This window comes from Butyricicoccus sp. AM32-19 (assembly GCF_003480365.1).
GTDB lineage: Bacteria > Bacillota > Clostridia > Oscillospirales > Butyricicoccaceae > Agathobaculum > Agathobaculum butyriciproducens.
On record NZ_QUIX01000004.1, the window covers coordinates 137297 to 161937 of the forward strand.

Genomic DNA, 24641 nt, shown 5'->3' on the forward strand with positions numbered 1-24641 from the left:
TCCCGCTTCCTCCCATCTCTTCACTCTCAACTCCTCACTCTACTCTCTTTTTATAGTTTTCCACGATCGGCACTAGCTTTTCCAGAAAGCTCTCCTCGCCGAGGGTATTGAGCTTGAAGAACACGGCCGAACTGCCACCTGAAGTGATGGCGGAGAAAAACAGGTCGCGGTCGTTGCCGACCAGAGTGACATTCATGCTGACGCGGTTGCCGCCCATGTAGCTGTAACGCTCGAACACGCGCACCGCGCAGCGGACCGTGCCGTTTGTCCAATCCGAGCCGTCCTCGTAGGACGCAGACATGCTGCCGTTCAGCACGCCGTCCGTTACAAGCTCCAGCAGCTCGTCAAAATTTCCCGTCAGATGCTTTTCGTACTTTGCCACAATCGTCACACCTTTCTAAAAGAGGGTCATCTGCGTTGTTTTCGGCATGGAGCCAAGTGCGCCGATCTGCTCGAGCAGTTCGACGACCGCCTTGGACGCCTTCGGGCACCGGACGATCAGTTCTTCCGCCGAGAGGAACTTACCGTTCTTGCGCTCCTCCACGATGCTGAGCGCGGCCTGCTCACCGATGCCCGGCATGGACGTAAACGGCGGAATCAGGCCGGTTTCCGTTACGAGAAAGCGCGTTGCGTCCGATTTGTACACATCCATCGGCTCGAACGTAAATCCGCGCCGGTAAAACTCGTGGCAGACCTCAAGGGTCGTCATCATGTCCTTTTCCGCCGCTGAAATCGTCTTATCGCGCTCCTTGCCGCGCAGCTCGGTCATCTTGTCCAGACAGACCTTGTCGCCCTTGATCATGCAGGACGCATCAAAACCTTTTGCCCGGATGGAAAAGTACGCCGAATAGAACGCAAGCGGACGATGCACCTTGAACCACGCGATACGGAACGCCATCATAACATATGCGACCGCGTGCGCCTTCGGGAACATATACTTGATCTTCTTGCATGAGTCGATGTACCATTCGGGCACATGCTGCTCGTTCATGGCGGCTTCCATTTCCTCGGTCAGTCCCTTGCCCTTTCGGACGGACTCCATCGTCTTGAACGACAGCTTGGGCTTGACGCCCTGCAGGATCAGGTAGTTCATAATATCGTCTCGGCAGCAGATACAGCCGGACAGCGGAATGCCCTTGCGGACCAGCTCTGCGGCATTGCCGAGCCAAACGTCCGTGCCGTGCGACAAGCCGGAAATCGAAACCAGCTCCGCGAACGTAGATGGGTGCGTCTCCTTTACCATGCCGCGCACGAACTTGGTGCCGAACTCGGGCACCGCCACACAGCCGAGGTCACCGAGGATCGGGTCGGTATCCGGGTTTTCGCCCGTGTACTTAAGCGCCTTGCACGAATGGAACAGGCTCATGGTCTCCGGGTCGTCAAGCGGAATCTCCTGCGCGTTCACGCCGGTGAGGTTCTCCAGATGCTTGATAATGGTCGGGTCATCGTGTCCCAGCTCGTCGAGCTTCAAGAGGTTCGCGTCAATGGAGTGATACTCGAAGTGGGTGGTAATGATCTCGGAATCCGGGTCGTCCGCCGGATGCTGAATCGGACAGACGTCGTAAATCTCAATCTCCTTGGGCACAACGACAACGCCGCCCGGATGCTGACCCGAGGTGCGGCGCACGCCCGTGCAGCCTGCGGCAAGGCGGTTTTCCTCCGCGCGGGAGCACTCAACGCCGCGCTCCTCCATGTACTTTTTGACATAACCGAACGCGGTTTTTTCGGCAACCGTGCCGATGGTGCCCGCTCGGAACACATGGTCGTGTCCGAAGATCTCGCCGGTGTACCAGTGAATGCGCGACTGATACTCGCCCGCAAAGTTCAGGTCAATATCCGGCACCTTGTCGCCCTCAAAGCCGAGGAAGGTCTCGAACGGAATGTTGAAGCCCTGTTTGGTGAGCGGCTTGCCGCATTTCGGGCAGATCTTATCGGGCAGATCGACACCGCACGAGTATTCCTCGTGCCACTCGAGATATTTGTCGTCCGGACACAGATAGTGCGGGGCGAGCGAATTAACCTCGGTGATATCCGACATGAACGCCGCGAGCGACGAGCCGACCGAACCACGCGAGCCGACCAGATAGCCGTCCGCGAGGGACTTGGTAACCAGCTTCTGCGCGATAATGTACATAACCGCGTAGCCGTTGCCGATGATGGAGCCAAGCTCACGGTCAAGCCGCGCCTGCACCGGCTCGGGCAGCGGATCGCCGTAGATACGCTTGGCCTTTTCATAGCACATGTTGCGCAGGTCGTCCTCACAGCCGTCGATGTGCGGCGGGTAGTTTTCCCTCGGCACCGGACGAATCACGTCACACATGTCGGCGATCTCATTGGTGTTCTTCACGACTACCTCATACGCCCGGTCCTCCCCGAGATAGGAAAATTCCTTCAGCATTTCATCCGTGCTCTTAAAGTACAGCGGCGCCTGATTGTCCGCATCGGAGAAGCCCTGACCCGCCATCAGGATACGGCGGAACGCCTCATCCTCGGGTTCGAGGAAGTGTACGTCACCGGTGGCACAGCACGGTTTTCCCAATTCATCCGCCAGGCGGAGAATATCGCGGTTCCAGTCGCGCAGCTGCTCCTCGTCCTTCGCCATGCCCTTTGCGATCATAAAGTTGTTGTTGCCGATCGGCTGAATCTCCAGATAGTCGTAGAACGACGCCAGCCGCTTGATCTCCTCCCACGGCTCGCCCTTGGTCAATGCGCGGAATACCTCGCCCGCCTCACACGCCGAGCCGAAAATCAGTCCCTCACGGTGACGGATGAGTTCGCTGCGCGGCATAATGGGGCGCTTGTTGTAATATTCCAGAAAGCTCTTGGAAATCAGCTGATACAAGTTTCGCAGTCCCGCCTGGTTCTTCACCAGAATGATAAAATGATAGCGCGGCAGGTTTTTCAGCTTGTTCTTGCGGTCGGTCGTCGCCGCCAGCACCGGATTGATATCCGCAGTCGTAACCGCGTGCATCTCCTCCCTGAGCCTTTTCAGCAGCTTGACGTAAATGCGGCCGAGCACGGCGGCATCCTCGCTCGCGCGGTGGTGCTCGAACGGGCCGACCTGCAGCTCCTTCGCCAGAATGTTCAGCTTGAACTTGTGCATGTGCGGCAGCATCAGTCGGCTCATCTCGAGGGTATCAATGCTTGTAAACTCCCGCTCGATACCCAGTCTCTGGCAGGCCGTCCGCAGGAAGCCCATATCGAAGCCTGCGTTGTGCGCCACAAGCGGGTACTGTCCCTCGCCTGCCCATGCGAGGAATTCCGGCACGGCTTTGTCGAGGTCGGGCGCGTCTGCTACCGTCTCGTCCGAAATGCCGGTCAGCTCGGTGATTTCCGCCGGAATCGGCTTGTGCGGGTTGACATAGGTCTGGAAGGAATCACGAATCTCGCCCTCCACAACGCGCACAGCAGCAATCTCGGTAATTTCCTCGCTCGCCGGATTGAGTCCGGTGGTCTCAAGGTCGAACACGATGAATGTTCCGTCGAGCGGCTCTGCGCTCCTGCCGCGCACGACCGAAATACTGTTCTCGTCGTTGATGTAGTACGCCTCGATGCCGTAGATGATCTTCATGTCACCGATGATGTCCTTCTGCTTGCCCTCCTGCGCGTGCAGTGCTTCGGGGAACGCCTGCGCCACACCGTGGTCGGTAATCGCCATCGCGCGGTGTCCCCACTTGGCGGCGCGGCACAGCAGAGACGCGGTGCTGCTCATGCCGTCCATCGCGCTCATGTTGGTGTGCAGATGCAGCTCCACGCGCTTCATGCCCTCGTAGGTGTCCTTGCGCTCGGGCTTTTTCGCCTTGACGATGCCGGTTGGCTCGAGCACCATCTCCTTGGCAAAGGTGTCGTACACCATCTTGCCCTGCACGGTGCAGTAGAGTCCCTTCTTGATTTTAGATGCCGTATCGCCCGCCTTATCCGCCGCAAGGAACTTGGAAACGCGCACGGAATTGGTGCGGTCGGTCATGTCAAACGCAATCTTGACGTAATCCTTGCCGGTTTTCTTGCTGTGAATGTCCTTGTTGTCGGTGAAGAACACCTCGCCCTGAATCGTCACCATATCATAGGCGGCAATCGCCTCGTTGACCGAAACAATGGGGTCCTGAATCAGCTTGCCGAAGATGAGGTCGTCCTCGCGCACCTTTTCGGCACGCGGGCGCTGATAGCCGGTGTGCTGCTGCGGCGCCGGACGCGGCTTTTTCGGCTTGGGCGTTTCCGCTGCGGCTGCCGCTGCCTGCTCCACAGCCTTGTGCAGAATTTCCTCGCGGCTCTCCTCCTGCTCGGGTGCGGGTGCAAAATCCTGTGCGTCCGCGCGTACTGCATGCACCGGACAGCTGCGGCCCAGCTCCCGCTGAATACGCGCCTCCAGATGCCGCAGTGCGTTTGCGAAATGCTTTTCGCTCACCTCGTCCATCGGGATTTGGAGCGCACCGTCCGCAAATTCCCACTTGGTGTGATCGAGCAGACCCTTGGCTGACGGCATGCGGTACGCCATGTCGTCATACAGCGACTTGATGTACGCGTTCGACAGCTCACCCGGCATGTTGTAGCGCGGCTCGATCATCACGCGGTCAAGACCGTAGGTGTCCGCGATCTGCTTTTCCGCCTTGGCAATCACCTTGCGGCTGACAACCTCGTGCAGATTGAGTTCCACGACCATCACCGTGTTATTATCCCCAAATGCCAGAGAACGCACCTCGCCTGCGGCAAGGTGCTTCTCCTCATTTACACATTTGCAGTTTTGAAAAATATCAATCAGCTTTCCAGCCACGATTATTCTCCTTCATAATGTGCGATTTCGTCCATCAGTGCATCCACAAGCTGCTCCTGCGGCACCTTTTTGATGATCTCGCCGCGGCGGAAGATCAGGCCGACGCCGTCGCCGCCCGCAATGCCGAGATCGGCTTCACGCGCTTCGCCCGGACCGTTTACCACGCAGCCCATAACAGCTACCTTCATCTTCTTGCCGCGAATGCTCTGGCAGCGCTGCTCGACCTCTTTGGCAATGTCGATGAGGTTGATGCGCGTGCGGCCGCAGGTCGGGCAGGAAACCACGTTGATGCCCTCTTCCGCTCTGCCGACAGCCTTGAGAATCGCCTTTGCCGCGTAGACCTCCTTGACCGGATCATCGGTCAGGCTCACACGAATGGTGTCGCCCACACCGAGCGCCAGCAGACCGCCGATGCCCGCCGCCGACTTGATCGTGCCCATGTACTCGGTGCCCGCCTCGGTCACGCCGAGGTGCAGCGGATAATCGGTCTTTTCGCTCGCCAGCAGGTAGGCCTGCATGGTGTTCGGCACCGAGGATGACTTGATGGAAATGCAGATGTCGTCAAAATCGCAGTCGTTGAGCAGACCAACATGGTACAGCGCACTTTCCACCATTGCCTCAGGTGTCGGCCCGCCGAATTTCTCGAGAATGTGCTTCTCCACCGAGCCGGAGTTTACGCCGATGCGGATTGGCAGATGGCGTGCCTTTGCCGCCTTCACAACCGCCTGTACGCGGTCTGCGCCGCCGATGTTGCCCGGATTCAGGCGAATCTTGTCCACGCCGGACTCGATCGCCGCCAGCGCGAGACGGTAGTCAAAATGAATGTCCGCCACCACCGGCAGCGGCGAGTTCGCGCAGATTTCGCGCAGCGCCTCCGCCGCCTGCATATCCGGCACGGCACAGCGAACAATGTCGCAGCCCGCGTCCGCCAGTGCGCGAATCTGTGCCAGAGTAGCCTGCGCGTCGCGCGTATCCGTGTTGGTCATGGACTGCACCGCGATGGGGGCGCCGCCGCCAACCAATACGTCCCTTATCTTGATTTGCTTTGTTATTTTCATAGCTCTAACCTCTCACAAATGGAAAATGGAGAATTGTGGTATCGCACTTTACGCCGCACATTCATTTTCCATTTTCCATTCTCAATTCTCAATTACTGCGCATAAAAATGCGCAGTACGTCCTGCCCGGTCACATACACCATCAGCATAAGCAGCAGCATGAGTCCTGCCGCGTGCACATAGCCCTCGTACTTGGGCGGCACGGGCTTGCGGCGGATGCCCTCGATGATGAGGAACACGAGCCGACCGCCGTCCAGTGCAGGCAGCGGCAGTAAGTTCATCACGCCGAGGTTGATCGAGATAAATGCCACAAGCTGGAAGAACGAAATCATGCTGTACTTGGCGGTATCCGCCATGACCTCGGCCACGCCGACCGGACCGGAAAGCTGATCCACGCCGACCTGTCCGCTGACGAGCATGCCCACGCTCGACCAGACGAGCCGCGCGTAGTTGACGGCGGTGCGCACGCTCATGCTGAGGTGCATGCCAAGGCTGTCGGGCAGCTCCGCAAAGGTGATGCCGATGCGCTTGTTGCCGTTCGCATCGGTGACTGTCGCCTCCAGCTTGACGGATGGCAGCGTCACCTTTTCGCCGTTGCGGCGCACGGTAATTTCATGCGTGGTCGAACCGGTTCGCGCAAGCGCGGTATCGAAATCCGTCCGCACGAGGATGTGGTAGCCGTCGATTTTCAGAATCTCGTCGCCTGCCTCCAGACCGCCGTCTGCGGCGGCGGTGCTCGCCGGATTGACCTCGCTGATGGTGGAGACGATATAGCCGCCGTTCGGTCCGTTCGGACGCATGACCGCCAGCACGATGAGGAATCCCACGAGGAAATTCATCAGCGCACCCGCGCACACGATGAGCATGCGGCGCGGCAGCTTCGCCTTGCCGAAGGCGTGCTCGTTTTCACTTTCACCGTCCTCGCCCTCCATAACGCACGCGCCGCCGAACGGCAGCAGCTTGAGACAGTACAGCGTGCCGTGGTACTCGTGCTTGAGGAGGGTCGGACCCATGCCGATCCAGAATTCGTTGACCTGCACACCGCCGCGCTTGGCGGTGATGAAATGTCCGAACTCATGCACGATGACCAGCACACCGAAGGCGAGGATTGCCAGAATGATTTGCAGCAAAGCGTAGCTCCTTTCGGTCAGCCGAGCACGATCTCGCGCGCGGCTTTGTCCGCCGCCAGAACGTCGTCCAGCGTGATGTCCTTCTTGTACGGAATGGTATCGAGTGCGTATGCAACGCGCTCTGCGATGTCGGTAAAACCGATCTTACCATTCAAAAACAGACCGACTGCGGCCTCATTTGCACCGTTGAGCACAGCGCCGCGGTCGCCCTTGAGGGAGGCGGCGTGCTTGGCGAGGTTCAGCGCCGGAAACGCCTCATAGTCGGGTGCGTAGAACGTCAGCTTTGCGACCTCCGCGAGCGACATGCGCGGCACCTTGCACGGCACACGCTGCGGCCATGTCAGCGCCAACTGGATCGGCAGACGCATATCCGGCAGACCAAGCTGCGCGATTACCGCTCCGTCCGCAAACTCCACCGCCGAGTGCACGATGCTCTCGCGGTGGACAACAATTTCAATGTCCTCCGGCGGCAGATCATACAACCACATGGCTTCGATCAGCTCCAGACCCTTGTTCATCATGGTCGCAGAGTCGATCGTGATCTTTGCACCCATGCTCCAGTTCGGGTGTGCAAGCGCCTGCTCGCGCGTCATGCCGCGCATTTCCTCGATTTTTTTGCCGAAGAACGGACCGCCGGACGCGGTCAGCAGGATTTTATCAATCGGGTTGCCGTTTGCCGCCTGCACGCACTGGAAGATAGCCGAATGCTCGGAATCCACCGGCAGGATGCGCACGCCGTACTGCTTTGCGGCGCTCATCACCAGACCGCCCGCACACACGAGCGTCTCCTTGTTCGCCAGCGCGATATCCTTGCCCGCCTTGATGGCCGCCATCGTCGGCAGCAGGCCGACCATGCCGACAACCGCCGTCACCACGATGTCCGCGCCGCTCTCGGCGGCACAGGCGATCAGACCGTCCATACCGGTCAGAACCTCAATATCCGTGTCCGCCAGCTTGATTTTCAGCTCCTTGGCTGCGTTTTCGTCCATCGCGCAGACCATTTTCGGATGCAGGGCACGCGCCTGCTCCTCCAATAAGTTTATGCGCCGGTTGGTCGTCAATGCGACGACTTCGGCGTCGATCGAAGGCAGAATATCGACCGTTTGCGTGCCGATCGAACCCGTTGAACCTAAAATCGCAATCTTCTTCATTATTTTTCTCCTGTTAAACGATTTGGGATAATGGATAATTGAAAATGGAAAATTGAAAATTATGGTGCCGCCCAAAGGGCGGAATTTAATCATCGCGCAAAGCACGATACCACAATTCCCCATTCTCCATTCTCAATTTTCAATTACAAATGACTCTAAAGAGCAATTCCGCGAACGGCGCTACGAACAGCACACTGTCGAAGCGGTCCAGCACACCGCCATGTCCCGGAAAAATATGTCCGTAATCCTTAATGCCGGTCTGTCGCTTGATGACCGAGAACGACAGGTCGCCGATCTCGCCGAGCACCGCGCCGACTGCACCGAGCACGACCGCCGACCAGAGCGGCATTTCAAGGTCAAGCGTCCGGTTCATAATCACAGCCGCGATGAGCACGAGGACAGCACCGCCGACCACACCGCCGACGGCGCCCTCTACCGTCTTTTTCGGGCTGACGACCGGCGCCAGCTTATGCTTGCCGAACAGCATGCCCGAGAACAAAGCGCAGGTGTCCGCACCCCAGGCAGCAAGCAGCGGCAGCAGCACGATGAACGCGCCGTGGTGGTAGTGCATCTGGAAAATGCGCAGCAGGCTGAGCAGCAGGTACGGCACGACAAGTCCGCCGAAAAACGCCCACGATACCTGCGAAGCCTTCATAACGTCGTGATATTTCAGTTCGATGGCGAACGAGCCGAACAGCAGCACCAGCACCAGTCCCTGCATCACGCTCTCGAGCCGCAGCGGCAGGATGCTGAAATGACCGACAGCCAGTCCCAGCGAAACGGCCATTGCGAGCAGCAGTTCCAAGTGGTTGCGCACCAGTTTTGTCGAGCCGAGCACCTCATAGGTGGCGAACACGCACAGCGCCGCCACGACAAGCTCCAGCACGATCGGCGGGAACACATACAGCGCCAGCAGCACAAAAATAAAGCCGAATACGCCAAACAATACTCTTGCTTTCATAGTTTTATCACCCTAATTGGATATTAAACGCCGCCAAAACGACGGTTTCTGTTGTTAAAATTGTCGATTGCCGCATCCAGATCGGTGGTTTTGAAGTCCGGCCACAGCACATCGGTGAAGTAATACTCCGAGTAGGCGGACTGCCACAGCAGGAAGTTGGACGTGCGGATCTCGCCTGAAGGACGGATGATGAGATCGGGATCGGGCATGTGCGCGGTATACAGGTTGGCGGTGATGGTATCCTCGGTGATATCCTCAGGTGCCAGCTCGCCGTTCTTCACCTGCTCCGCGATGGCACGGACGGCGTTTTTGATCTCGTCACGGCCGCCGTAATTGATACACAGCGAGGCTGTTGCCGCGTCCGGACCAAGCCGATCGGCAATCTCGTCCACCTCCGCGATCTGCGCGCGGATATCCTCCGGCAGAACAGTCAGGTCGCCCAGCACGCGCACGGCTACGCCGCGCTCGAACATGGTTTCCGCCGCTTCCTTCAGATAGGAGCGGAAGAGATTCATCAGCGCATCGACTTCATCCTGCGGACGCTTCCAGTTTTCGGTAGAGAATGCATAGACCGTGAAATACTGCACGCCAATGTCCTTGCAGTAGGCGGCAATGGTGCGGAACGTCTCCGCGCCGACCTTGTGACCGGCCTTGCGCGGCAGACCGCGTTTCTTGGCCCAGCGGCCGTTGCCGTCCATGATGACCGCAATATGACGCGGCACCGGACGGTTTTCGGGCGCGTTATCCTTCTTTTTTCGTGTGAACAGACCCAACCTGTTTCCTCCCTGTTTGTCCCTCTTGCAGCAGGTTTTCCTGCCAATTTCATGCAAAAGGGCGACGAATCCGCCGCCCCCAATGTCACTTCGCTCCTCGACCGAAAACACGTTTTCGGTCGATCGGAACGTACCGAGCAAACGCTCGGATACGTCCTGCGAGCACATCTGCGCGCCGCTTTGCGGCACACAGCTATGCTCCCTTGTGTAAAAAGCGAGATACATGCTCCCGCTTTTTACGGATTTTCTGCGAAAATCCGATTTTATGCCGCTGCAGGCAGCGGACTTCCCCCTGGATTAAACCTCTGCGAGTTCCTTGGACTTCTTAGCGACCATTGCATCAACTTCCTTGACATACTTGTCAGTCAGCTTCTGCATCTTGTCCTCGCCGTCGTGCAGCTCGTCCTCGGTGATCTCGCTCTTCTTCTGCGCTGCCTTGAACTTATCCAGTGCATCGCGGCGGATGTTGCGGAGCGCAACCTTTGCCTCCTCACCGGTCTTGGAAACGCCCTTGATAAGCTCCTTGCGGCGCTCCTCGGTCAGCGGCGGGAAGTTCAGACGGATCTGCTTGCCGTCGTTCTGCGGGTTGATGCCGAGGTCGGAGACCTGGATCGCCTTCTCGATGGCCTTGAGCACCGAGCCGTCCCACGGCTGGACGGCCAGCGTGCGCGGGTCGGGAGTAGAGATTGCCGCAACCTGATTCAGCGGGGTCGGTGCACCGTAATACTCAACGGTGATCTTATCGAGAACCGCCGGGTTTGCGCGGCCTGCGCGGACTGCTGCCAGCTCCTTGGAGAGCACGTCCAGCGTTTTCTGCATTTTTGCCTCGTGGGACTTGATCTGTTCCTTCATTATTTTACCTCCTCAACGATCGTGCCGATCTTTTCGCCGTTAACAGCGCGGTGAATATTTTCGGGGTCGGAAAGCGCGAATACCAGAATCGGGATATGGTTATCCATGGACAGCGAGGTCGCGGTGGAGTCCATAACGCCGAGACCCTGATTGAGCACATCCATGTAACTCAGGTGGTCGTACTTCTTGGCATCCGGGTTGACAGCCGGGTCGGAATCGTACACGCCGTCTACGTTCTTTGCCAGCAGGATAACGTCCGCACCGATCTCTGCCGCACGCAGAACCGCTGCGGTGTCGGTCGAGAAGAACGGACAGCCAGTGCCGCAACCGAAGATAACGACACGGCCCTTTTCAAGGTGACGGGTCGCGCGGGAACGGATGTACGGCTCAGCGATCTTGTTCATCTCGATAGCGGTCTGCACGCGAACGTCCACGCCGCGCTGCTCCAAAGCATCCTGCAGAGCCAGTGCGTTGATGGTGGTTGCCAGCATGCCCATGTGGTCCGCGCGGGTGCGCTCCATCTTGCCGCCGCCGTCCTTTACGCCGCGCCAGAAGTTGCCGCCGCCGACAACAATGCCGATCTCGCAGCCCTCTTCGTTGCATTTTTTGATCACATCGCATACCGGACCGATGACATCAAAGTTCAGGCCGAAATGCTTATCGCCCGCAAGGGCTTCGCCGCTGATCTTGATCAGTACGCGCTTATATTTCTGTGCTTCCATGCTCCACACTCCTTATTCTATTCCTGTTTACTATTCTACCCTATTTTCGGAGAATTTGCAACGATTTATATAGCGGCAAATGAATAAAAGGCGAAGCGGTTTGCGCCCTCCGGACGGTTGCAGGCTCCCCTGAAAGGGGAGCTGGCGCAGCTTGCTGCGACTGAGGGGTTTCGGCACCGGTTTTTCAGGGCATCCGAACCGTGCAGGCGGTTCACCGCTTCCGGGCGAAGCGTTTTGCCGTAGACTGCGGCGGGGATTGCCGCTACGCGTGGCATAACAGTGCCGCGCAACTCGTTTTCCGACACAAACCGGCTGCAATCGCAGGATTTGGATAATCTGCACAGGTAAAAATGTTGCGCGGCACGGGTATGCCGCGCCTGCGTAGACTAAACCGTATGTGTAGCAGAAAGGTATCTGACATTGCGTATAGGTAAAGAAATGGGCAGACACATTGGTCTGCCCTACGGAACGGTAACCCGACTGCCGTTCCCCTTTTTCATGCTTACGCAGTCTACCATCTGCACCCAAGCCCTTGCGGGAAAAGGGGTGATTCACAAGAGGGTGGAAAACCGCAGGTTGTCTACCCTCTTGTGCGCCCGCCGCGCGCAGCGGCAACATTCCCGCACGCCGCAGCGTGCGAAATCCTCTGCCGTGGGTACGGCAACCCCCTCCACCGCCGTTCGGCGGTTCCCCTCTCCTTTCAGGGGAGGCTTCCGGTCGGTGCAAACGGTTCTTAACGACATATATCCTTTGGGGAACGCAAAAAACCGAGGGCAAATGCCCTCGGTTTCGTGTTTTATTGCGCGATATGCGAAGAATTACTTCTTCAGAACAACCTCGCCGCCCAGACCGGTGTGTGCAGTGATGTACTCACGGCCCATCTTAGCGTACTCGAACGGATTAGCCTTAGCCGGATCCTGCTCTGCCTCTACCATGATCCAGCCGGTGTAGCCAGCCTTGTCAAGCAGATCGAATACAGCGTCGAACTCTACGCAACCGTCCGGATCGCCCGGTACGGTGAAAGCGCCTGCGCGAACTGCATCCAGGAAGGACCAGTGCTCAGCGCGAGCCTTCTCAACCAGCGGCATGCGCATGTTCTTCAGATGAACATGGCCAACACGGTCAGCGAACTTCTCGAGCATCTTTACCGGATCCTCGCCAGCGAAAGTGAAGTGGCCGGTATCGAAGCACAGGAATACATACTTCGGATCGGTGTTCTCCATCAGGCGGGTAGTCTCCTCAACGGTCTGGCATACGGTGCCCATGTGATGATGGAAGCAGGTGCGGATGCCGTACTTCTCCATGGACAGCTTGCCCAGCTTGTTCAGGCCGGTGGTGAAGCGATCCCACTCCTCGTCGGTCAGAACGCGCTTCTTGTCGTCCAGAACCGGGGTGTCCAGCTGGCCCTGGATAGAACCGGACTGCTCGGATACGTTGATTGCGGTAGCGCCAACGTAGGACAGGTAATCCAGCTCCTTGATGAACTCAGCCTCTACCTCTTCGTACGGCTTGTCAACCAGGAAAGAGGAGAACCACTTGGAAGCGATGGTCAGGTTGCGTGCGTCCAGCATGTGCTTGAGGACAGTCTTGTCCTCCGGATACTTGTGACCTACTTCGCAGCCGTCAAAACCAGCGAGCTTCATCTCAGAGATGCACTGCTGGAAGGTGTTCTCGTCGCCGAGATCCCACATATCATCATTGGACCAGCCGATCGGGCAGATACCCAGTCTTACTTTCTTCGGATCTAACATAGTTATTCCCTCCATAATCTTCTCTCTGCGTCTGCGCAGAACAAACGCATTTTTGTTATTCTTATTGTACCCTTATGCACTGTAAATGTCAAACGCATTTTTTCACAAAGCCGAGTTGTGCAATCCGCTGTTTTTGTCATTCCGCGAACTTGTGCGTGTGCGTGCACGCACTTTTGCGCAAAAACCGCGCGAGATTGTTCCCGCGCGGTTGATTTTGTCTTATCTGTAACTTTTCGTCTGCTGCGCTCAGATACGGGCCACACCGGAATCGCGGGCAGCCTGTGCAACGGCATCGGCTACCGAACGGATGACCTTTTTGTCGAACGCCATCGGCATGATATACTCCGCGTTCAGCTCCTCATCGGAAACGCAGGCCGCGATCGCCTTAGCCGCTGCCAGCTTCATCTCCTCATTGATGTCGCTTGCGCGAACATCGAGTGCGCCGCGGAAAATGCCCGGGAACGCAAGCACGTTGTTGATCTGGTTCGGGTAGTCCGAACGGCCGGTGCCGACAACGGCAGCGCCGCCCTTCTTTGCGTCCTCCGGCCAGATTTCGGGCACCGGATTTGCCATAGCGAATACCATCGGGTCCTTGGCCATGGTGGAGACCATCTCTGCAGTAAGCACCTGCGGAGCGGACATGCCGAAGAATACATCCGCACCCTTGACAGCATCGGCCAGCGTGCCGGTCATGTGCTCGCGGTTGGTGACCTTGGCCATCTCCTGCTGTGCCGGATTCAGGCGCTCATCGCCCTCGCAGACGATGCCGAAGCGCTCAACCATCGTGATGTGCTTGACACCGAGGAACATCAGGAACTTGGTAACGGCGATAGCAGCCGCGCCGCAGCCGTTGACAACCATCTTGATCTCATCCACCTTGCGGCCGGTCAGGCGGCAGGCGTTGAGCAGAGCCGCACCGCAGCAGACAGCCGTGCCGTGCTGGTCATCGTGGAATACCGGAATGTCGCAGACCTCTTTCAGACGGCGCTCGATCTCAAAGCAGCGCGGAGCCGCGATGTCCTCGAGGTTGATGCCGCCGAACGAGCCGGAGATCAACTGAATGGTGCGGACGATCTCGTCCACATCCTTGGAAGCCACACAGAGCGGGAACGCATCCACGTCAGCGAACGCCTTGAACAACGCGCACTTGCCCTCCATAACCGGCATGCCGGCAATCGGACCGATATCGCCCAGACCGAGCACCGCAGTGCCGTCCGTGATGACCGCAACCAGATTGTGGCGGCGCGTGTACTTGTAGCTGAGAGACGGATCGTCCTTGATCTTAAGGCACGGCTCGGCAACACCCGGCGTGTACGCGATCGACAGATCGTCCTTGCTGTTTACCTCACAGCGAGCTACGACCTCAATCTTGCCGCCCCATTTTTCGTGTGCCTGCAGTGCGCGTTCCTTAACGTCCATGTTCTGTTCCTCCGTTATCGTTCTTGTTCCGTTCGACGGAAAGAGTTTTCTATCTTACCTTATTATACAGAGTAGAAATGCGTTCGTAAAGGGGTAGTTTGTACAAAGAGCGGAGAGTAATCGAGCATGAAAAATGGAGGATGGAGAATGAACGTGAAGATGGTTAAGGCAACACACACTCTTCACTCTGCTTGCAGCACTGTTTTCTGACCAGCTTCGGTAAAATAAAGATTGCAGCGCACCCCGAGCACACGGCACCAACAACGTCCGACAGCGGCTCGGAAAACATAACGGCCGTTGCCCCGAAGATCGGCGGCAGGACGAACACGCTGACAAGGAAAATGCCCTTGCGGATCATGGAAAACGTCAGCCCCCATTTGACAAGGCCCATGCCGGTCATGCCGTCCACGAACGGGTACTGGATGGTCAGTCCAAGCACGCCGAGCGAGTAGGTGCGGATCATATACGCCGCCATATCAATATACGCCGGGTCTTTGGTGAAAATTTTGACAAAAGCGCCCGAGACCGTCTGCGCGAGCAGGAACATGATACCGCAGAACACGAGGCACAGCAGCACAATGCACCGAAACGCCTTCATGACGCGTTTTTCGTCGCACGCGCCGTAGTTATAGCCGAGAATGGACTGTGTGCCCGCCGTAATTCCGCCGAGTGGCATGGTGATGACGAGCATGAAGCTCTGCATGATGGCGGCACACGCGATGAGCATATCGCTGTCTGCGCCGCCGTATTTGCGCAGCATGACGTTGATGGAGATGAGCAGCACGTTATCAAGCGCGATGATGAGCGCAGGCGACAGACCGACCTGCACGATACGGCGCATCCAGCCAAAATTGACCGACTGACGGGTAATGCGGACAGCGGCTCTGCCGCTGAACAGGAACCGCAGAATGTACACCGTCGAGCACGCCTGCGACAGCACGGTCGCAAGAGCGGCTCCGCGCACGCCCATGTGCAGCGCAAAAATGAACACCGGGTCAAGTGCGATATTTACGGCCGCTCCGAGCATAACCGACCGCATTGCGGTACCCGAAAATCCCTGACTCATTGTAATTTGATTGAGTCCGTAGCTCAGTAATGCGAACACCGTACCGGAAACATAGGTCGTGAAGTACGCCTGCGCGTAATCCCACAGGACCTCGCTGCACCCGAAAGCGAACAGAATCTGCCGCTTGAAAATGAGCAGCGGCACAGTTGCCAGCACGCTCAGCGCCAGCAAAAGGTAGAAGCTGTTCGTGATAATCTGACGGGCACCGTCCATGTCGCGCCGCCCCATGCGGATGCTCATCAGCGGTCCGCCGCCGAAGCCGATGAGCGCACCGATGGCGGTTATCATAGTCACCACAGGCGCGCACACGCCGACACCGGCCAGTGCCGCATCGCCTGCGCCTGCAATGTGACCGACGTACATGCGATCGACCACGCTGTATAGAATATTGACAAACTGTGCCAGCATGGCCGGTATTGCAAGCTGCAGAACCAGCTTGCCGACCGGTGCTGTGCCCAGTGGGCTGTCTGTTTGGGTCATGGTTCTCTCCCCTTTCCGCTCCCTCTATTATAGTGAGATTCGCGGTTGGCGTAAAGAGGAAAATGCCCTGACGGGAGGTCAGGGCATTCGCGTTTACAGATTATCGTTCTTTACAAATTTTACGGTATATGCCTCCGCATAGCTGCTGTATTTGACCGCCGAACTGTTTTCCGGGTCAGCGAACGCGTCAATCGCCACCAGAATCTGTGTTCCGTCTGTACGGAATGTGCGTACAAGCAGTGGAATCTCCACATCGACCGCCAGATCGTCAATCTTTTCCTCCTGCATGGCCACCGCCGAGGTCAGCCACTCCGTCGGCAGACCGCTCAGCGCAGGAGATTCCGCAAACTGTATAGAATTTCCCGATTCCGGTGTCTGCGCATCAATGATAACGATATATTCCGCATTGAGTACATCACTCTCCGGCTGAAATCGAATCGTTCCCTCGTTTTCTTCGACTTTATCCAAATTAACGGTAAACGTCCCGCCCTCGTTCTCCCATGCGCTGCCGTCCCAGATGTAACGCCGGAACTCCATTCCGTTTACATCCGCATGATTGCCGGCAAAATCGTACTTCACCGCCATATCCATCTGCGGTCCATCGGTTTTCTGCTCCACCGGCGTGATGGAAATCGTATTATCCGCCGGCTGTGTCTTCGCCTGTCCGCACCCGCTCAAAATCCCCACAAGAGCTAGCGCCAGTCCTGCTGCGTATCGTTTTTTCATGTGGTACACCTCCGTTTCAGCATTTACATTTCATAACAGAAAATTACAGTGTACGCTTCCGCATACACGCTTTTCTGTACGGCTTTGCTGTTTTCCGGTTCCGAAAACGCATCAATAGATACCGGAATGATCGTACCGTCCGTGCGGAACACACGCACGAGCAACGGAATTTCCGTGTCGACTGCCAAGCCATTGACAGGTTCCTCCCATGCAGCAACAGTTGCCGTCAATCCCTCCATCGGCAGACTGTTTCTCTCGGGCGAATCCATAACCTGTGCATATCCGCCAAGCTGTGGCGAATCCATTCCAATCTTATAGTTCGCATTCGCCGCATCGCCGTCACGCTCGAATTTGATCGTGCCCTTGCCGCTGCCCAGTGTCGCCGAACAACGCAACCCAAACGTGGCATCCTCATCTTTCTGCCATGTGCTGCCATCCCATATATAACAGCCAAACAATACGCCCTCGGCTTCGCTCCTGTGGCCGGAAAAATTATACTCAATCAGTCTGCCACTCTGGTCTGCGGTCGTTTCCTCCACCGGTGTAAGGCTGATTGTGTTGTCTGCCGCCGGCTGTCCGCACACGCTCAAAATCCCCACAAGAGCCAGTGCCAGTCCTGCCGCGTACCGTTTTTTCATGCGGTACACCTCCTCCTTTTACTGTTGTGCTTACAGTGTAGCAGATTTGGGTGATATTGTCTATTTCCAGACCATGCAAAATCTGCGTTTGCTTCTGTGCAATGTAACGACAAAAAAGCGTTCCGACATACGTCGGAACGCTTTTCGATGCAATTTTACTTCGCGTATCTGCGGGAAAACTTAGCCGTTCTTGCGAGCGATAGCCTTCTTAGCAGCCTCTACGATGTGAGCAGCGGTCAGACCGTACTCCTCGCGCAGGAAGGACTCAGCGCCTACCTGGCCGAAGCGATCCTCAACGCCTACCATCTCCATCGGAACCGGGTTGTTCTTGATAACAACGTTAGCAACAGCAGAACCCAGACCAACCTTTACCTGATGGTTCTCAGCGGTTACGATAGCGCCGCACTCAGCAGCGGAATCGAGGATGAGCTGCTCGTCGAGCGGCTTCCAGGTGAACATATCGATAACCTTGGCAGAGATACCCTCAGCAGCCAGCTGCTCCTGAGCCTTCAGTGCCTCGTCTACCATGATGCCGGAAGCGATGATAGCTACGTCCTTGCCTTCCTTCAGGGTAACGCCCTTGCCGATCTCGAAGTCAGAGCCATCGCCGTAAACGGTGGTGAAGCCCTTGCGGATCATGCGCATGTAGGAGAACTTGCCGGATGCTGCCAGCTTCTTGGTCAGGCAGTTGATCTGAGCGTAGTCAACCGGGTCGATGACAACTGCTTCCGGTACGGACATGTACAGAGCGCAGTCCTCGAACGGCATGTGGGTACCGCCGTTGTATGCAGCGCATACGCCGGGGTCGGAACCGATAACGTGTACCGGCAGCTTAGCGTAAGCTGCGGACATGAATGCCTGGTCAAATGCACGGCGGGAAGCGAAGCAGCCGAAGGAGTGCATGAATACGGTGCGGCCGGTAGCAACCAGACCTGCAGCAACGCCCATAGCGTTAGCCTCTGCGATACCTGCGTTTACGGTCTGCTCCGGGAAAGCCTTAGCCAGCTTGCCGGTATTGATGCAGTTCTCGAGGTCGCAGTCAACGTGCATAACCTTGCTGTCCTTCTCCATCAGGTCCAGCATAGCGGTAACAAAACCGTCACGGTTGTTACGAGAATCCTTCTCGTGCTTGCCAATCAAAGTAAAGCTCATGTTCAATACCCTCCCTTACTGTGCCTTGATCTCAGCGAGCTTCTTCTCAGCAGCAGCAATGGCTTCATCCCACTGCTCCTTAGTCGGCTGAGAGGAGTGCGCGCCAGTGCCTTCAGCAAAGGTGGCGCCCAGGCCCTTAACGGTGTTCAGGACGATGCAAGTCGGTACGCCCTTGGTGTCGTAAGCGAGCTGAACAGCGTCGTAGATCTGCTCTACGTCATTGCCGTCCTGCAGCTCGATCACGTTCCAGCCAAATGCTGCGAACTTAGCACCGATGCCCTTGCCGTGGCTCATAACCTTGTCAACCGCACCGTCGAGCTGGTACTTGTTGTCGTCTACGAAGCAAACGAGGTTGTCCAGCTTGTAGTGAGCTGCGAACTGAGCAGCCTCCCAAACCTGGCCCTCATCGCACTCGCCGTCGCCAACGAATACGAATACATGGCTGTCGCGGCCGTCGAGCTTGTTGCCCAGAGCAGCACCGGTAGCGGTGGACATGCCCTGACCGAGAGAACCGGTCGTCAGGTCAACACCGGGGGTCTTGGTGCGGTCGGTATGGGACGGGAAATTGGTGTGCGGCTGATTGAGGGTATAAGCGTCCTCGATCGGGTAGAAACCCTTCAGACCGAGGGTAGCGTACATAGCCGGACCAGCGTGGCCCTTGGACAGCACGCACCAGTCACGATCTTCCCAATGCGGGTTCTTCGGATCAACCTTCATTACTTCGCCGTACAGAACTGCCAGCGCATCAATAACGGACATTGCACCCGGAACGTGGCCGAAGCCAAGCGAACCGACGGTCTTCAGGGTCTCCACACGGATTTCCTGAGCAAATACACGAAGCTCCTGCATCTTTTCTGCTTTCTGCATTGCATACACCTGCCTAATTCAAAATATAATTTTCTCTCCGCGGAACAGGTTCCAGCGTACAGCGGCACAATGCCACTGTTTTACGAATACAAGTGTATCACCAAACCGCCCAAATTTCAACCGAAATTCCTGCATTTGTTCGCAAAATTCCAATTTCATTCAAACGCCTTATGGAAAATATCTAATTTATTTCGAGTAAAATTAGGTAATTTGTTGGTTATCTGCTGGTTATATGTATTTATTTTGTTGGTAAACCTCTTGCAAAACGGTAAAAATATATTTTCAAAAGGGGTATCCCGCCCTATTTTCGCTGTTTGTCTGCGTATCCCTCTCCCCGCAGACGGGTTACCGCTCCTCTCCCCGCTCACTGCCAGAAATTATTTTTGAAAGGCGGTTTTACGGATTTTGCTTACTTTCTGCCGTTCTTCACCGCGAATTATCATGTATTTCCGACCTTTTTCGCCAAATCCATGTCATATTCCCATTCTTCGGAGCAGTGGACATTTGGTTACAAATTTGATAAACTAAAGAAAACATTGTGGATACATTCGGATACTACTGGGCGGATATTATTATGTGGGAGCTGTGAATATGAAAGTCAGCCGTCTCAATTCGATAGAGCAATATGTCATCTCGCGCGAGACCGTCAGCATTGACGAGCTGTGCGAGGTTTTTGGCGTGTCCAAGAATACCATCCGCCGCGACCTGAATGAGCTTGAGCAGCGCGGCCACATCACCAAGGTATACGGCGGCGTGACCGCTACGGTTCCCTCCGGTGCCGTGCCGACGCCCATCCGTTCGGGCCTCAACCAGATCGACAAGTCTCTCATCGGCCGTCTGGCCGCCGAGGAGGTCGCGGATGGCGATACCATTTTTATCGACTCCGGCACGACCACCCTGTGTCTGCTGCGGTTTCTCGTGGCAAAAAAGCGGATTACGATCATCACCCACTCGCTCGGCGCGCTGAGCGAGGCCTCCAAGTACGATAACCTTAATATTATCTCGCTCGGCGGCATTTACAGCCCGACTACGGATTCGTTTGTCGGCCTGTCCGCGATCGAAGCGCTGTCCACCATGCGTATCAACAAGGCGTTCATGGGCGCGACCGGCGTGTCGCTGACTGCAGGCATGACCAACACCACCTTCCTCGAAGCCGAGATCAAGCGTGCCGTTGTTCACCGCGCGGATAACATCTACGGCATGGTCGATTCATCCAAGATCGGCAAGGAAGCAATTGTCACGTTCTGCCACCTCAAGGATCTGACCGCGTTCATCACCGACTGCGAACCGCCGAAGGAGTACGTTGATCTGTGCAATGCAGAAAACGTAAAACTGAGATATGAGTAACGTAAAGGGAGCAAATCACACGATTTGCTCCCTTTTATTTATTCAGGAACCAGACACCGGCATTGAGATACGCCGCGTATATCAGCCAGGCCAAGTACGGCACAAGAAGCCATCCCGCCTGCTTGTCAATACGGTAAAATGCCCTTACGGTGACAAGCACAAGCGCCAGCAGCAGAATCAGCCACCAGAACGCCGTTCCGTACAGTCCAACGCGAAAAAACAGCAGCGGCCACACAAAATTCACTGCAAGCTGCGTGTAATACAGCGCGAGCGCGTTGCTTCGCTCCGGCGAGCCGGACTGCCGCACGCGCAGACTCGCCCAGCCCATGAGCACATAGAGAATCGTCCACGCAATGGGGAATATCCATGCCGGCGGTGCAAGCGGCGGCTGCACCAACGCCGCATACTGCGACATGCTGCCCATCGTCAGCCATGCCGCAAGTCCGCCGACCGCCAGAGGCAGTGCGAAGCTGAAAATCTTCATTTTCCGTCCCTCCCGTTCCTATTTATATGGAGCGAGAGGGATTTTATGCATTTACAGCTCTCTTTTCCGGTAAATGCCCACACCGATGCGCCAGCATACCGCGTACACGATGGCCCCGACGATCACCAGTCCGCCAAAGAACGCCGCAAGCTGTCCGACCGACCAGCTGTCCATGCCGCCGACAGCCTGCACAAGTTTATTGAACGCCGGATGCTTTTTGACGACGGTCAGCAGGATGATCGGCACCCACACCACGGCAAGGAGTAAATACCGACCGCGATCCGGACCAAACCGTAAAACGAGTACAAATTCAATACCCATTAGCGCCAGTCCGACCGCCTCACAGGCCAGCATGCCCATCATATCCTCTGCCATTGCATCACCGCCGAAGGCATTCATGCCCGCAATACATATCATGCCCAGTGCCACAACCGTCAGATTGACCAGCAGGCTGATCACAAATTTGCTGCTCACCACATCGCGCCGAGAGACCGGAAGTGCCAGACTCAGCTTATCCCATCCGTAGGCATAATCGCTGCTCATGAGCGTTGCGGGCACCATAAGCGACAGCATGCACAGCATAAACGGTACAAAAGACAGCCCGTTTCCGGAGATGATCGAAGCCAGCGCAACTACAACTGTTGCGATCACCATTGCCTTCATCGACCGGCGCAGATTCATCCAGTCCGCATACAGCATTGCTTTCATCTTGCGTCCTCCCCTCTCGTCAGGAACAGCATGATCTGTTCGATGTTGACCGGCTCGACCGACCAGTTTTCCGGTACGCCGTCGCGTCTTACCAAGGCCTCACAGCCGAACGCGCCCACGCGCTTTGCCCGCACGGCAGACGGGTCAAGGGCGTTCAGCTGATCGGCGGTGCAGCGCAGTATACCGCAGGTGTCGAGCAGTTCGTCGCGCGGCTCGCTCAGCAGCACCTCGCCCTTGTGGATGAAGGTGATCTCGTCCGCGATTTTGTCCAAATCGCTCGTGATGTGACTGGACAACAAAATCGCGTGATTTTCGTCCTGCATGAAGTCGTACAGCAGATCGAGTACCTCATCCCGCACGACCGGATCAAGGCCGCTCGTCGGCTCATCAAGCAGCAGCAGCTCCGCGTCATGCGACAGCGCTGCCGCGAGATTCAGCTTGGTTTTCATGCCCTTGGAGTAGTCCTTGATGGCCTTTTCGCGGTCAATGCCGAATTTTTCGATGTACGACGCAAACTGCTCTGCATTCCAGTTTTTGTACGCTCTGCCGAGCAGCGTGCTCACCTGTGCGGCGCTCATCGTGCTCGGGAAACCGCCGTCCTCGAGCACCACGCCGATCTTCTCACGGACGGACAGATTCGAGCCGCGTTCCCCCAGCACGGTAATCTCGCCGCTGTCCGGCCGGATGAGGTCGAGCACCGCCTTGATGGTCGTTGTCTTTCCGGCACCGTTTTCTCCTATTAAACCCATTACCGTGCCTCTCGGCAGGGTAAATCCCACATTGTGGAGCGCAAATCCGCCGTATTTCTTGCAGACGCCGTGCAGCTCCAGTGCATTCTCTCTCATAATCCTTCCTCCTCAAACAGTGTCCGTGCCAACTCTGCAAACTCGTCCGCAGACAGTCCGGCCAGTCTCGCCGCTTGCACAGCGTCCGTCAGGTGCTGCTCTGCCGTGCGAAGCTGCGCTTCCCGCAAACGTTCGCTGCTGACCGGTGCAACAAAGCTGCCGCGTCCGGTCTGGCTGGTGATCAAGCCCTCGCGCTCAAGCTCCTCATACGCACGCTTGGTCGTGATAACGCTGATGCGCAGTTCCTTCGCCAGCAGGCGCATAGACGGCAGCGCCTCCCCCGGCTGCAGCTCTCCGCCGAGGATTTTCGCCTTGATCTGACGTGTGATCTGCTCGTAGATCGGCGTGCTGTCCATGTTGGATACTATGATGTCCATGCCGTCCCTCCCTCTTTTATTGTATATACTCATTATATACAATATGAGCAATATGTCAAGGGATAGATTTCCACCAGACGCGATTTTTCACAAACGAAGCGGTTTGAGAGACGGCGGTTTTTCACACGCTCAACGCAAAGCACAATTCCCGCCGAAAAATTTTATAGTATTTTCATACAAACTGCCGAACATTTTTTCTTGCATTTTGACGAAAACCACGCTATACTGTAATTGTTCAAAGAAAGTGCTTAAAAACAGCACAAACACTGTAAAACACAGCTTTACTAATTGACTATCTCTCTTTTTCCTTTCTTTTTTACTCTTTTCTTCTTTGTGATCGGATCACACCTCCCGATCACAGCAAAGCAGGCTCGGTTTATCCGAGCCTGTTTTGTTTTTGTCTGAAATTTTATTTCCCGTGTTGCAAACGGAGAATTGAAAACAGAAAATAAATGATGAATATACTGGTAAACCTCGTGAAAACGGCACCCGTTCTACATACTCCGTAGGGTTGAGTGCCCTCAGAGGGTGAATCGCCCAAAATGCAAGAGACCACTCCGGAGCGCCCCGCCATTTGTCAATTCATTTGCAAACACCTAACCGTAGAGGCACCCAAAACACCGTTAACCGGGCGCGTTCGGTCGTGCTATGGGCGCACACTGTACTCCCATACGATACACCCTGCACAAACCAGAAAGAAACTGCGTTCATTTTCCATTCTCAATTCTCCATTCTCAATTACACACAAAAAGAACCCGAAACCAAGGCTTAACAGTCGTAAGGAACTATAAGTCTTGCGGTTGGGGCAGAGAACGGTGTGACCGTGAAGGTCACGCCGTTTTTCTGCGTCCAAGGGTAGATTCTGCGATCATGGGTTCTGCCAGCACGGGGATCCCCACATCGTCCACGAAGTTGAAGAAAATCTCAACCTTCTGTCGGCGCTTGCCGTCAGACTTATCCGGTGCGTGAATGATGATCTTCTTGATATACTCGTTGACAATCGTCTGCGTCAGCTCCGTGACATCCACATACTTTTTCGTCAGCGCAATGAAAGCGTCCAGATCATCGCCCATTGCCTGCCGCTGCTCGCCCCATTCTTCCGTTGTTTCAATTTCGAGCTTTAACCGTTCCTGCTCCGCTTCATAATCAGCCGTCATTTTCTTATACTTCTCCTTGCCGATCTCACCGAGAGCGTAATCCTCATAGAGCCGGGACATGACCACATCAAGATTGGCAAGGCGTTTTATTGCCTGCTCCACGCGCTTCTGATCTTCCCGGATGTCTCATTCCTGATCGGCGCGGCGGTAATGCAGCCACTCCTCTTGAAAGCCCTCCACATCGCTGCGGATATACGCATTGACCGC

The 24641-nt window shown here is 56.2% G+C and carries 22 protein-coding genes; 1 reads left to right on the plus strand and 21 read right to left on the minus strand.

Annotated features, from left to right (window positions below; translation table 11 throughout):
- Positions 1 to 34: 34 nt before the first annotated feature.
- The 16 genes from DW806_RS05715 to DW806_RS05790 form a co-directional block, all read right to left on the minus strand.
- Positions 35 to 382: a DUF6054 family protein gene (locus tag DW806_RS05715; RefSeq protein ID WP_116704962.1), complete on the minus strand. Its 348-nt coding sequence runs from the start codon at positions 380 to 382 to the stop codon at positions 35 to 37.
- Between the two features lie 15 nt (positions 383 to 397).
- Entirely contained in the window at positions 398 to 4771 is a 4374-nt protein-coding gene (locus tag DW806_RS05720; protein WP_243022648.1) for a PolC-type DNA polymerase III, read from the minus strand.
- 2 nt (positions 4772 to 4773) lie between these two features.
- A complete protein-coding gene (gene ispG, locus DW806_RS05725) occupies positions 4774 to 5829 on the minus strand; it encodes a flavodoxin-dependent (E)-4-hydroxy-3-methylbut-2-enyl-diphosphate synthase (protein ID WP_118564503.1) in 1056 nt (351 codons plus the stop codon).
- An 88-nt stretch (positions 5830 to 5917) separates the two neighbouring features.
- Positions 5918 to 6958 (minus strand): RIP metalloprotease RseP, encoded by a 1041-nt coding sequence (gene rseP, locus DW806_RS05730; RefSeq protein WP_158578304.1) that lies wholly within the window; start codon positions 6956 to 6958, stop codon positions 5918 to 5920.
- A gap of 17 nt (positions 6959 to 6975) precedes the next feature.
- The gene (locus tag DW806_RS05735; RefSeq protein ID WP_418986412.1) at positions 6976 to 8112 is read right to left on the minus strand and encodes a 1-deoxy-D-xylulose-5-phosphate reductoisomerase; all 1137 of its coding nucleotides are present in this window, start codon (positions 8110 to 8112) and stop codon (positions 6976 to 6978) included.
- A gap of 136 nt (positions 8113 to 8248) precedes the next feature.
- The gene (locus tag DW806_RS05740) at positions 8249 to 9070 is read right to left on the minus strand and encodes a phosphatidate cytidylyltransferase (RefSeq protein WP_118729411.1); all 822 of its coding nucleotides are present in this window, start codon (positions 9068 to 9070) and stop codon (positions 8249 to 8251) included.
- Between the two features lie 23 nt (positions 9071 to 9093).
- Complete coding sequence (uppS, locus tag DW806_RS05745; protein ID WP_243022653.1) at positions 9094 to 9768, minus strand: polyprenyl diphosphate synthase; 675 nt, start codon at positions 9766 to 9768, stop codon at positions 9094 to 9096.
- Positions 9769 to 10140: 372 nt separating this feature from the next.
- Complete coding sequence (gene frr / locus DW806_RS05750) at positions 10141 to 10695, minus strand: ribosome recycling factor (RefSeq protein WP_117555167.1); 555 nt, start codon at positions 10693 to 10695, stop codon at positions 10141 to 10143.
- Positions 10695 to 11417 (minus strand): UMP kinase, encoded by a 723-nt coding sequence (gene pyrH, locus DW806_RS05755; RefSeq protein WP_110436479.1) that lies wholly within the window; start codon positions 11415 to 11417, stop codon positions 10695 to 10697. The genes frr and pyrH overlap by 1 nt, the downstream gene beginning before the upstream one ends.
- Positions 11418 to 12235: 818 nt before the next feature.
- Positions 12236 to 13168 carry a myo-inosose-2 dehydratase gene (gene iolE / locus DW806_RS05760; protein ID WP_110436478.1) on the minus strand — a complete coding sequence of 311 codons (933 nt, stop codon included), beginning with the start codon at positions 13166 to 13168 and terminating at the stop codon, positions 12236 to 12238.
- Between the two features lie 246 nt (positions 13169 to 13414).
- A complete protein-coding gene (locus tag DW806_RS05765) occupies positions 13415 to 14587 on the minus strand; it encodes an NAD(P)-dependent malic enzyme (RefSeq protein ID WP_110436477.1) in 1173 nt (390 codons plus the stop codon).
- 163 nt (positions 14588 to 14750) lie between these two features.
- Positions 14751 to 16133, minus strand: a complete 1383-nt coding sequence (locus DW806_RS05770) for an MATE family efflux transporter (RefSeq protein WP_118729412.1) — start codon at positions 16131 to 16133, stop codon at positions 14751 to 14753.
- Between the two features lie 93 nt (positions 16134 to 16226).
- Entirely contained in the window at positions 16227 to 16859 is a 633-nt protein-coding gene (locus DW806_RS05775) for a hypothetical protein (protein ID WP_118729413.1), read from the minus strand.
- Positions 16860 to 16882: 23 nt separating this feature from the next.
- Positions 16883 to 17497 (minus strand): hypothetical protein, encoded by a 615-nt coding sequence (locus DW806_RS05780; RefSeq protein ID WP_118729414.1) that lies wholly within the window; start codon positions 17495 to 17497, stop codon positions 16883 to 16885.
- 180 nt (positions 17498 to 17677) lie between these two features.
- Positions 17678 to 18649, minus strand: coding sequence for a transketolase family protein (locus tag DW806_RS05785; protein WP_118480412.1), 972 nt, complete (start codon positions 18647 to 18649; stop codon positions 17678 to 17680).
- Between the two features lie 15 nt (positions 18650 to 18664).
- Positions 18665 to 19516: a transketolase gene (locus DW806_RS05790; protein ID WP_117491065.1), complete on the minus strand. Its 852-nt coding sequence runs from the start codon at positions 19514 to 19516 to the stop codon at positions 18665 to 18667.
- Positions 19517 to 20107: 591 nt separating this feature from the next.
- On the opposite strand from DW806_RS05790, the gene DW806_RS05795 reads away from it, so the two are divergent.
- Positions 20108 to 20863, plus strand: coding sequence for a DeoR/GlpR family DNA-binding transcription regulator (locus tag DW806_RS05795; RefSeq protein WP_117491063.1), 756 nt, complete (start codon positions 20108 to 20110; stop codon positions 20861 to 20863).
- 34 nt (positions 20864 to 20897) lie between these two features.
- Here the strand turns inward: DW806_RS05795 and DW806_RS05800 are convergent, their stop codons facing one another.
- The 5 genes from DW806_RS05800 to DW806_RS05820 form a co-directional block, all read right to left on the minus strand.
- Positions 20898 to 21347 carry a TspO/MBR family protein gene (locus DW806_RS05800; protein WP_118729415.1) on the minus strand — a complete coding sequence of 150 codons (450 nt, stop codon included), beginning with the start codon at positions 21345 to 21347 and terminating at the stop codon, positions 20898 to 20900.
- Between the two features lie 51 nt (positions 21348 to 21398).
- Positions 21399 to 22055: an ABC-2 transporter permease gene (locus DW806_RS05805; RefSeq protein ID WP_118729416.1), complete on the minus strand. Its 657-nt coding sequence runs from the start codon at positions 22053 to 22055 to the stop codon at positions 21399 to 21401.
- Complete coding sequence (locus DW806_RS05810; protein ID WP_118729417.1) at positions 22052 to 22900, minus strand: ABC transporter ATP-binding protein; 849 nt, start codon at positions 22898 to 22900, stop codon at positions 22052 to 22054. The genes DW806_RS05805 and DW806_RS05810 overlap by 4 nt, the downstream gene beginning before the upstream one ends.
- Entirely contained in the window at positions 22897 to 23277 is a 381-nt protein-coding gene (locus tag DW806_RS05815) for a GntR family transcriptional regulator (RefSeq protein WP_118360428.1), read from the minus strand. The genes DW806_RS05810 and DW806_RS05815 overlap by 4 nt, the downstream gene beginning before the upstream one ends.
- A gap of 830 nt (positions 23278 to 24107) precedes the next feature.
- The gene (locus DW806_RS05820) at positions 24108 to 24536 is read right to left on the minus strand and encodes a DUF4368 domain-containing protein (protein ID WP_243022649.1); all 429 of its coding nucleotides are present in this window, start codon (positions 24534 to 24536) and stop codon (positions 24108 to 24110) included.
- Positions 24537 to 24641: the final 105 nt, after the last annotated feature.

Bases quoted from the DNA above. Each gene is read 5' to 3' on its own strand.
- DW806_RS05800 (WP_118729415.1), bottom strand. From the start codon at position 21,347: ATGAAGATTTTCAGCTTCGCACTGCCTCTGGCGGTCGGCGGACTTGCG.
- DW806_RS05795 (WP_117491063.1), top strand. From the start codon at position 20,108: ATGAAAGTCAGCCGTCTCAATTCGATAGAGCAATATGTCATCTCGCGC.
- DW806_RS05805 (WP_118729416.1), bottom strand. From the start codon at position 22,055: ATGAAAGCAATGCTGTATGCGGACTGGATGAATCTGCGCCGGTCGATG.
- DW806_RS05770 (WP_118729412.1), bottom strand. From the start codon at position 16,133: ATGACCCAAACAGACAGCCCACTGGGCACAGCACCGGTCGGCAAGCTG.
- DW806_RS05785 (WP_118480412.1), bottom strand. From the start codon at position 18,649: ATGAGCTTTACTTTGATTGGCAAGCACGAGAAGGATTCTCGTAACAAC.
- DW806_RS05790 (WP_117491065.1), bottom strand. From the start codon at position 19,516: ATGCAGAAAGCAGAAAAGATGCAGGAGCTTCGTGTATTTGCTCAGGAA.
- uppS (WP_243022653.1), bottom strand. From the start codon at position 9,768: ATGGACGGCAACGGCCGCTGGGCCAAGAAACGCGGTCTGCCGCGCAAG.
- frr (WP_117555167.1), bottom strand. From the start codon at position 10,695: ATGAAGGAACAGATCAAGTCCCACGAGGCAAAAATGCAGAAAACGCTG.
- DW806_RS05780 (WP_118729414.1), bottom strand. From the start codon at position 17,497: ATGAAAAAACGGTACGCGGCAGGACTGGCACTGGCTCTTGTGGGGATT.
- DW806_RS05775 (WP_118729413.1), bottom strand. From the start codon at position 16,859: ATGAAAAAACGATACGCAGCAGGACTGGCGCTAGCTCTTGTGGGGATT.
- DW806_RS05765 (WP_110436477.1), bottom strand. From the start codon at position 14,587: ATGGACGTTAAGGAACGCGCACTGCAGGCACACGAAAAATGGGGCGGC.
- ispG (WP_118564503.1), bottom strand. From the start codon at position 5,829: ATGAAAATAACAAAGCAAATCAAGATAAGGGACGTATTGGTTGGCGGC.
- DW806_RS05815 (WP_118360428.1), bottom strand. From the start codon at position 23,277: ATGGACATCATAGTATCCAACATGGACAGCACGCCGATCTACGAGCAG.
- iolE (WP_110436478.1), bottom strand. From the start codon at position 13,168: ATGTTAGATCCGAAGAAAGTAAGACTGGGTATCTGCCCGATCGGCTGG.
- DW806_RS05810 (WP_118729417.1), bottom strand. From the start codon at position 22,900: ATGAGAGAGAATGCACTGGAGCTGCACGGCGTCTGCAAGAAATACGGC.
- DW806_RS05740 (WP_118729411.1), bottom strand. From the start codon at position 9,070: ATGAAAGCAAGAGTATTGTTTGGCGTATTCGGCTTTATTTTTGTGCTG.
- pyrH (WP_110436479.1), bottom strand. From the start codon at position 11,417: ATGGAAGCACAGAAATATAAGCGCGTACTGATCAAGATCAGCGGCGAA.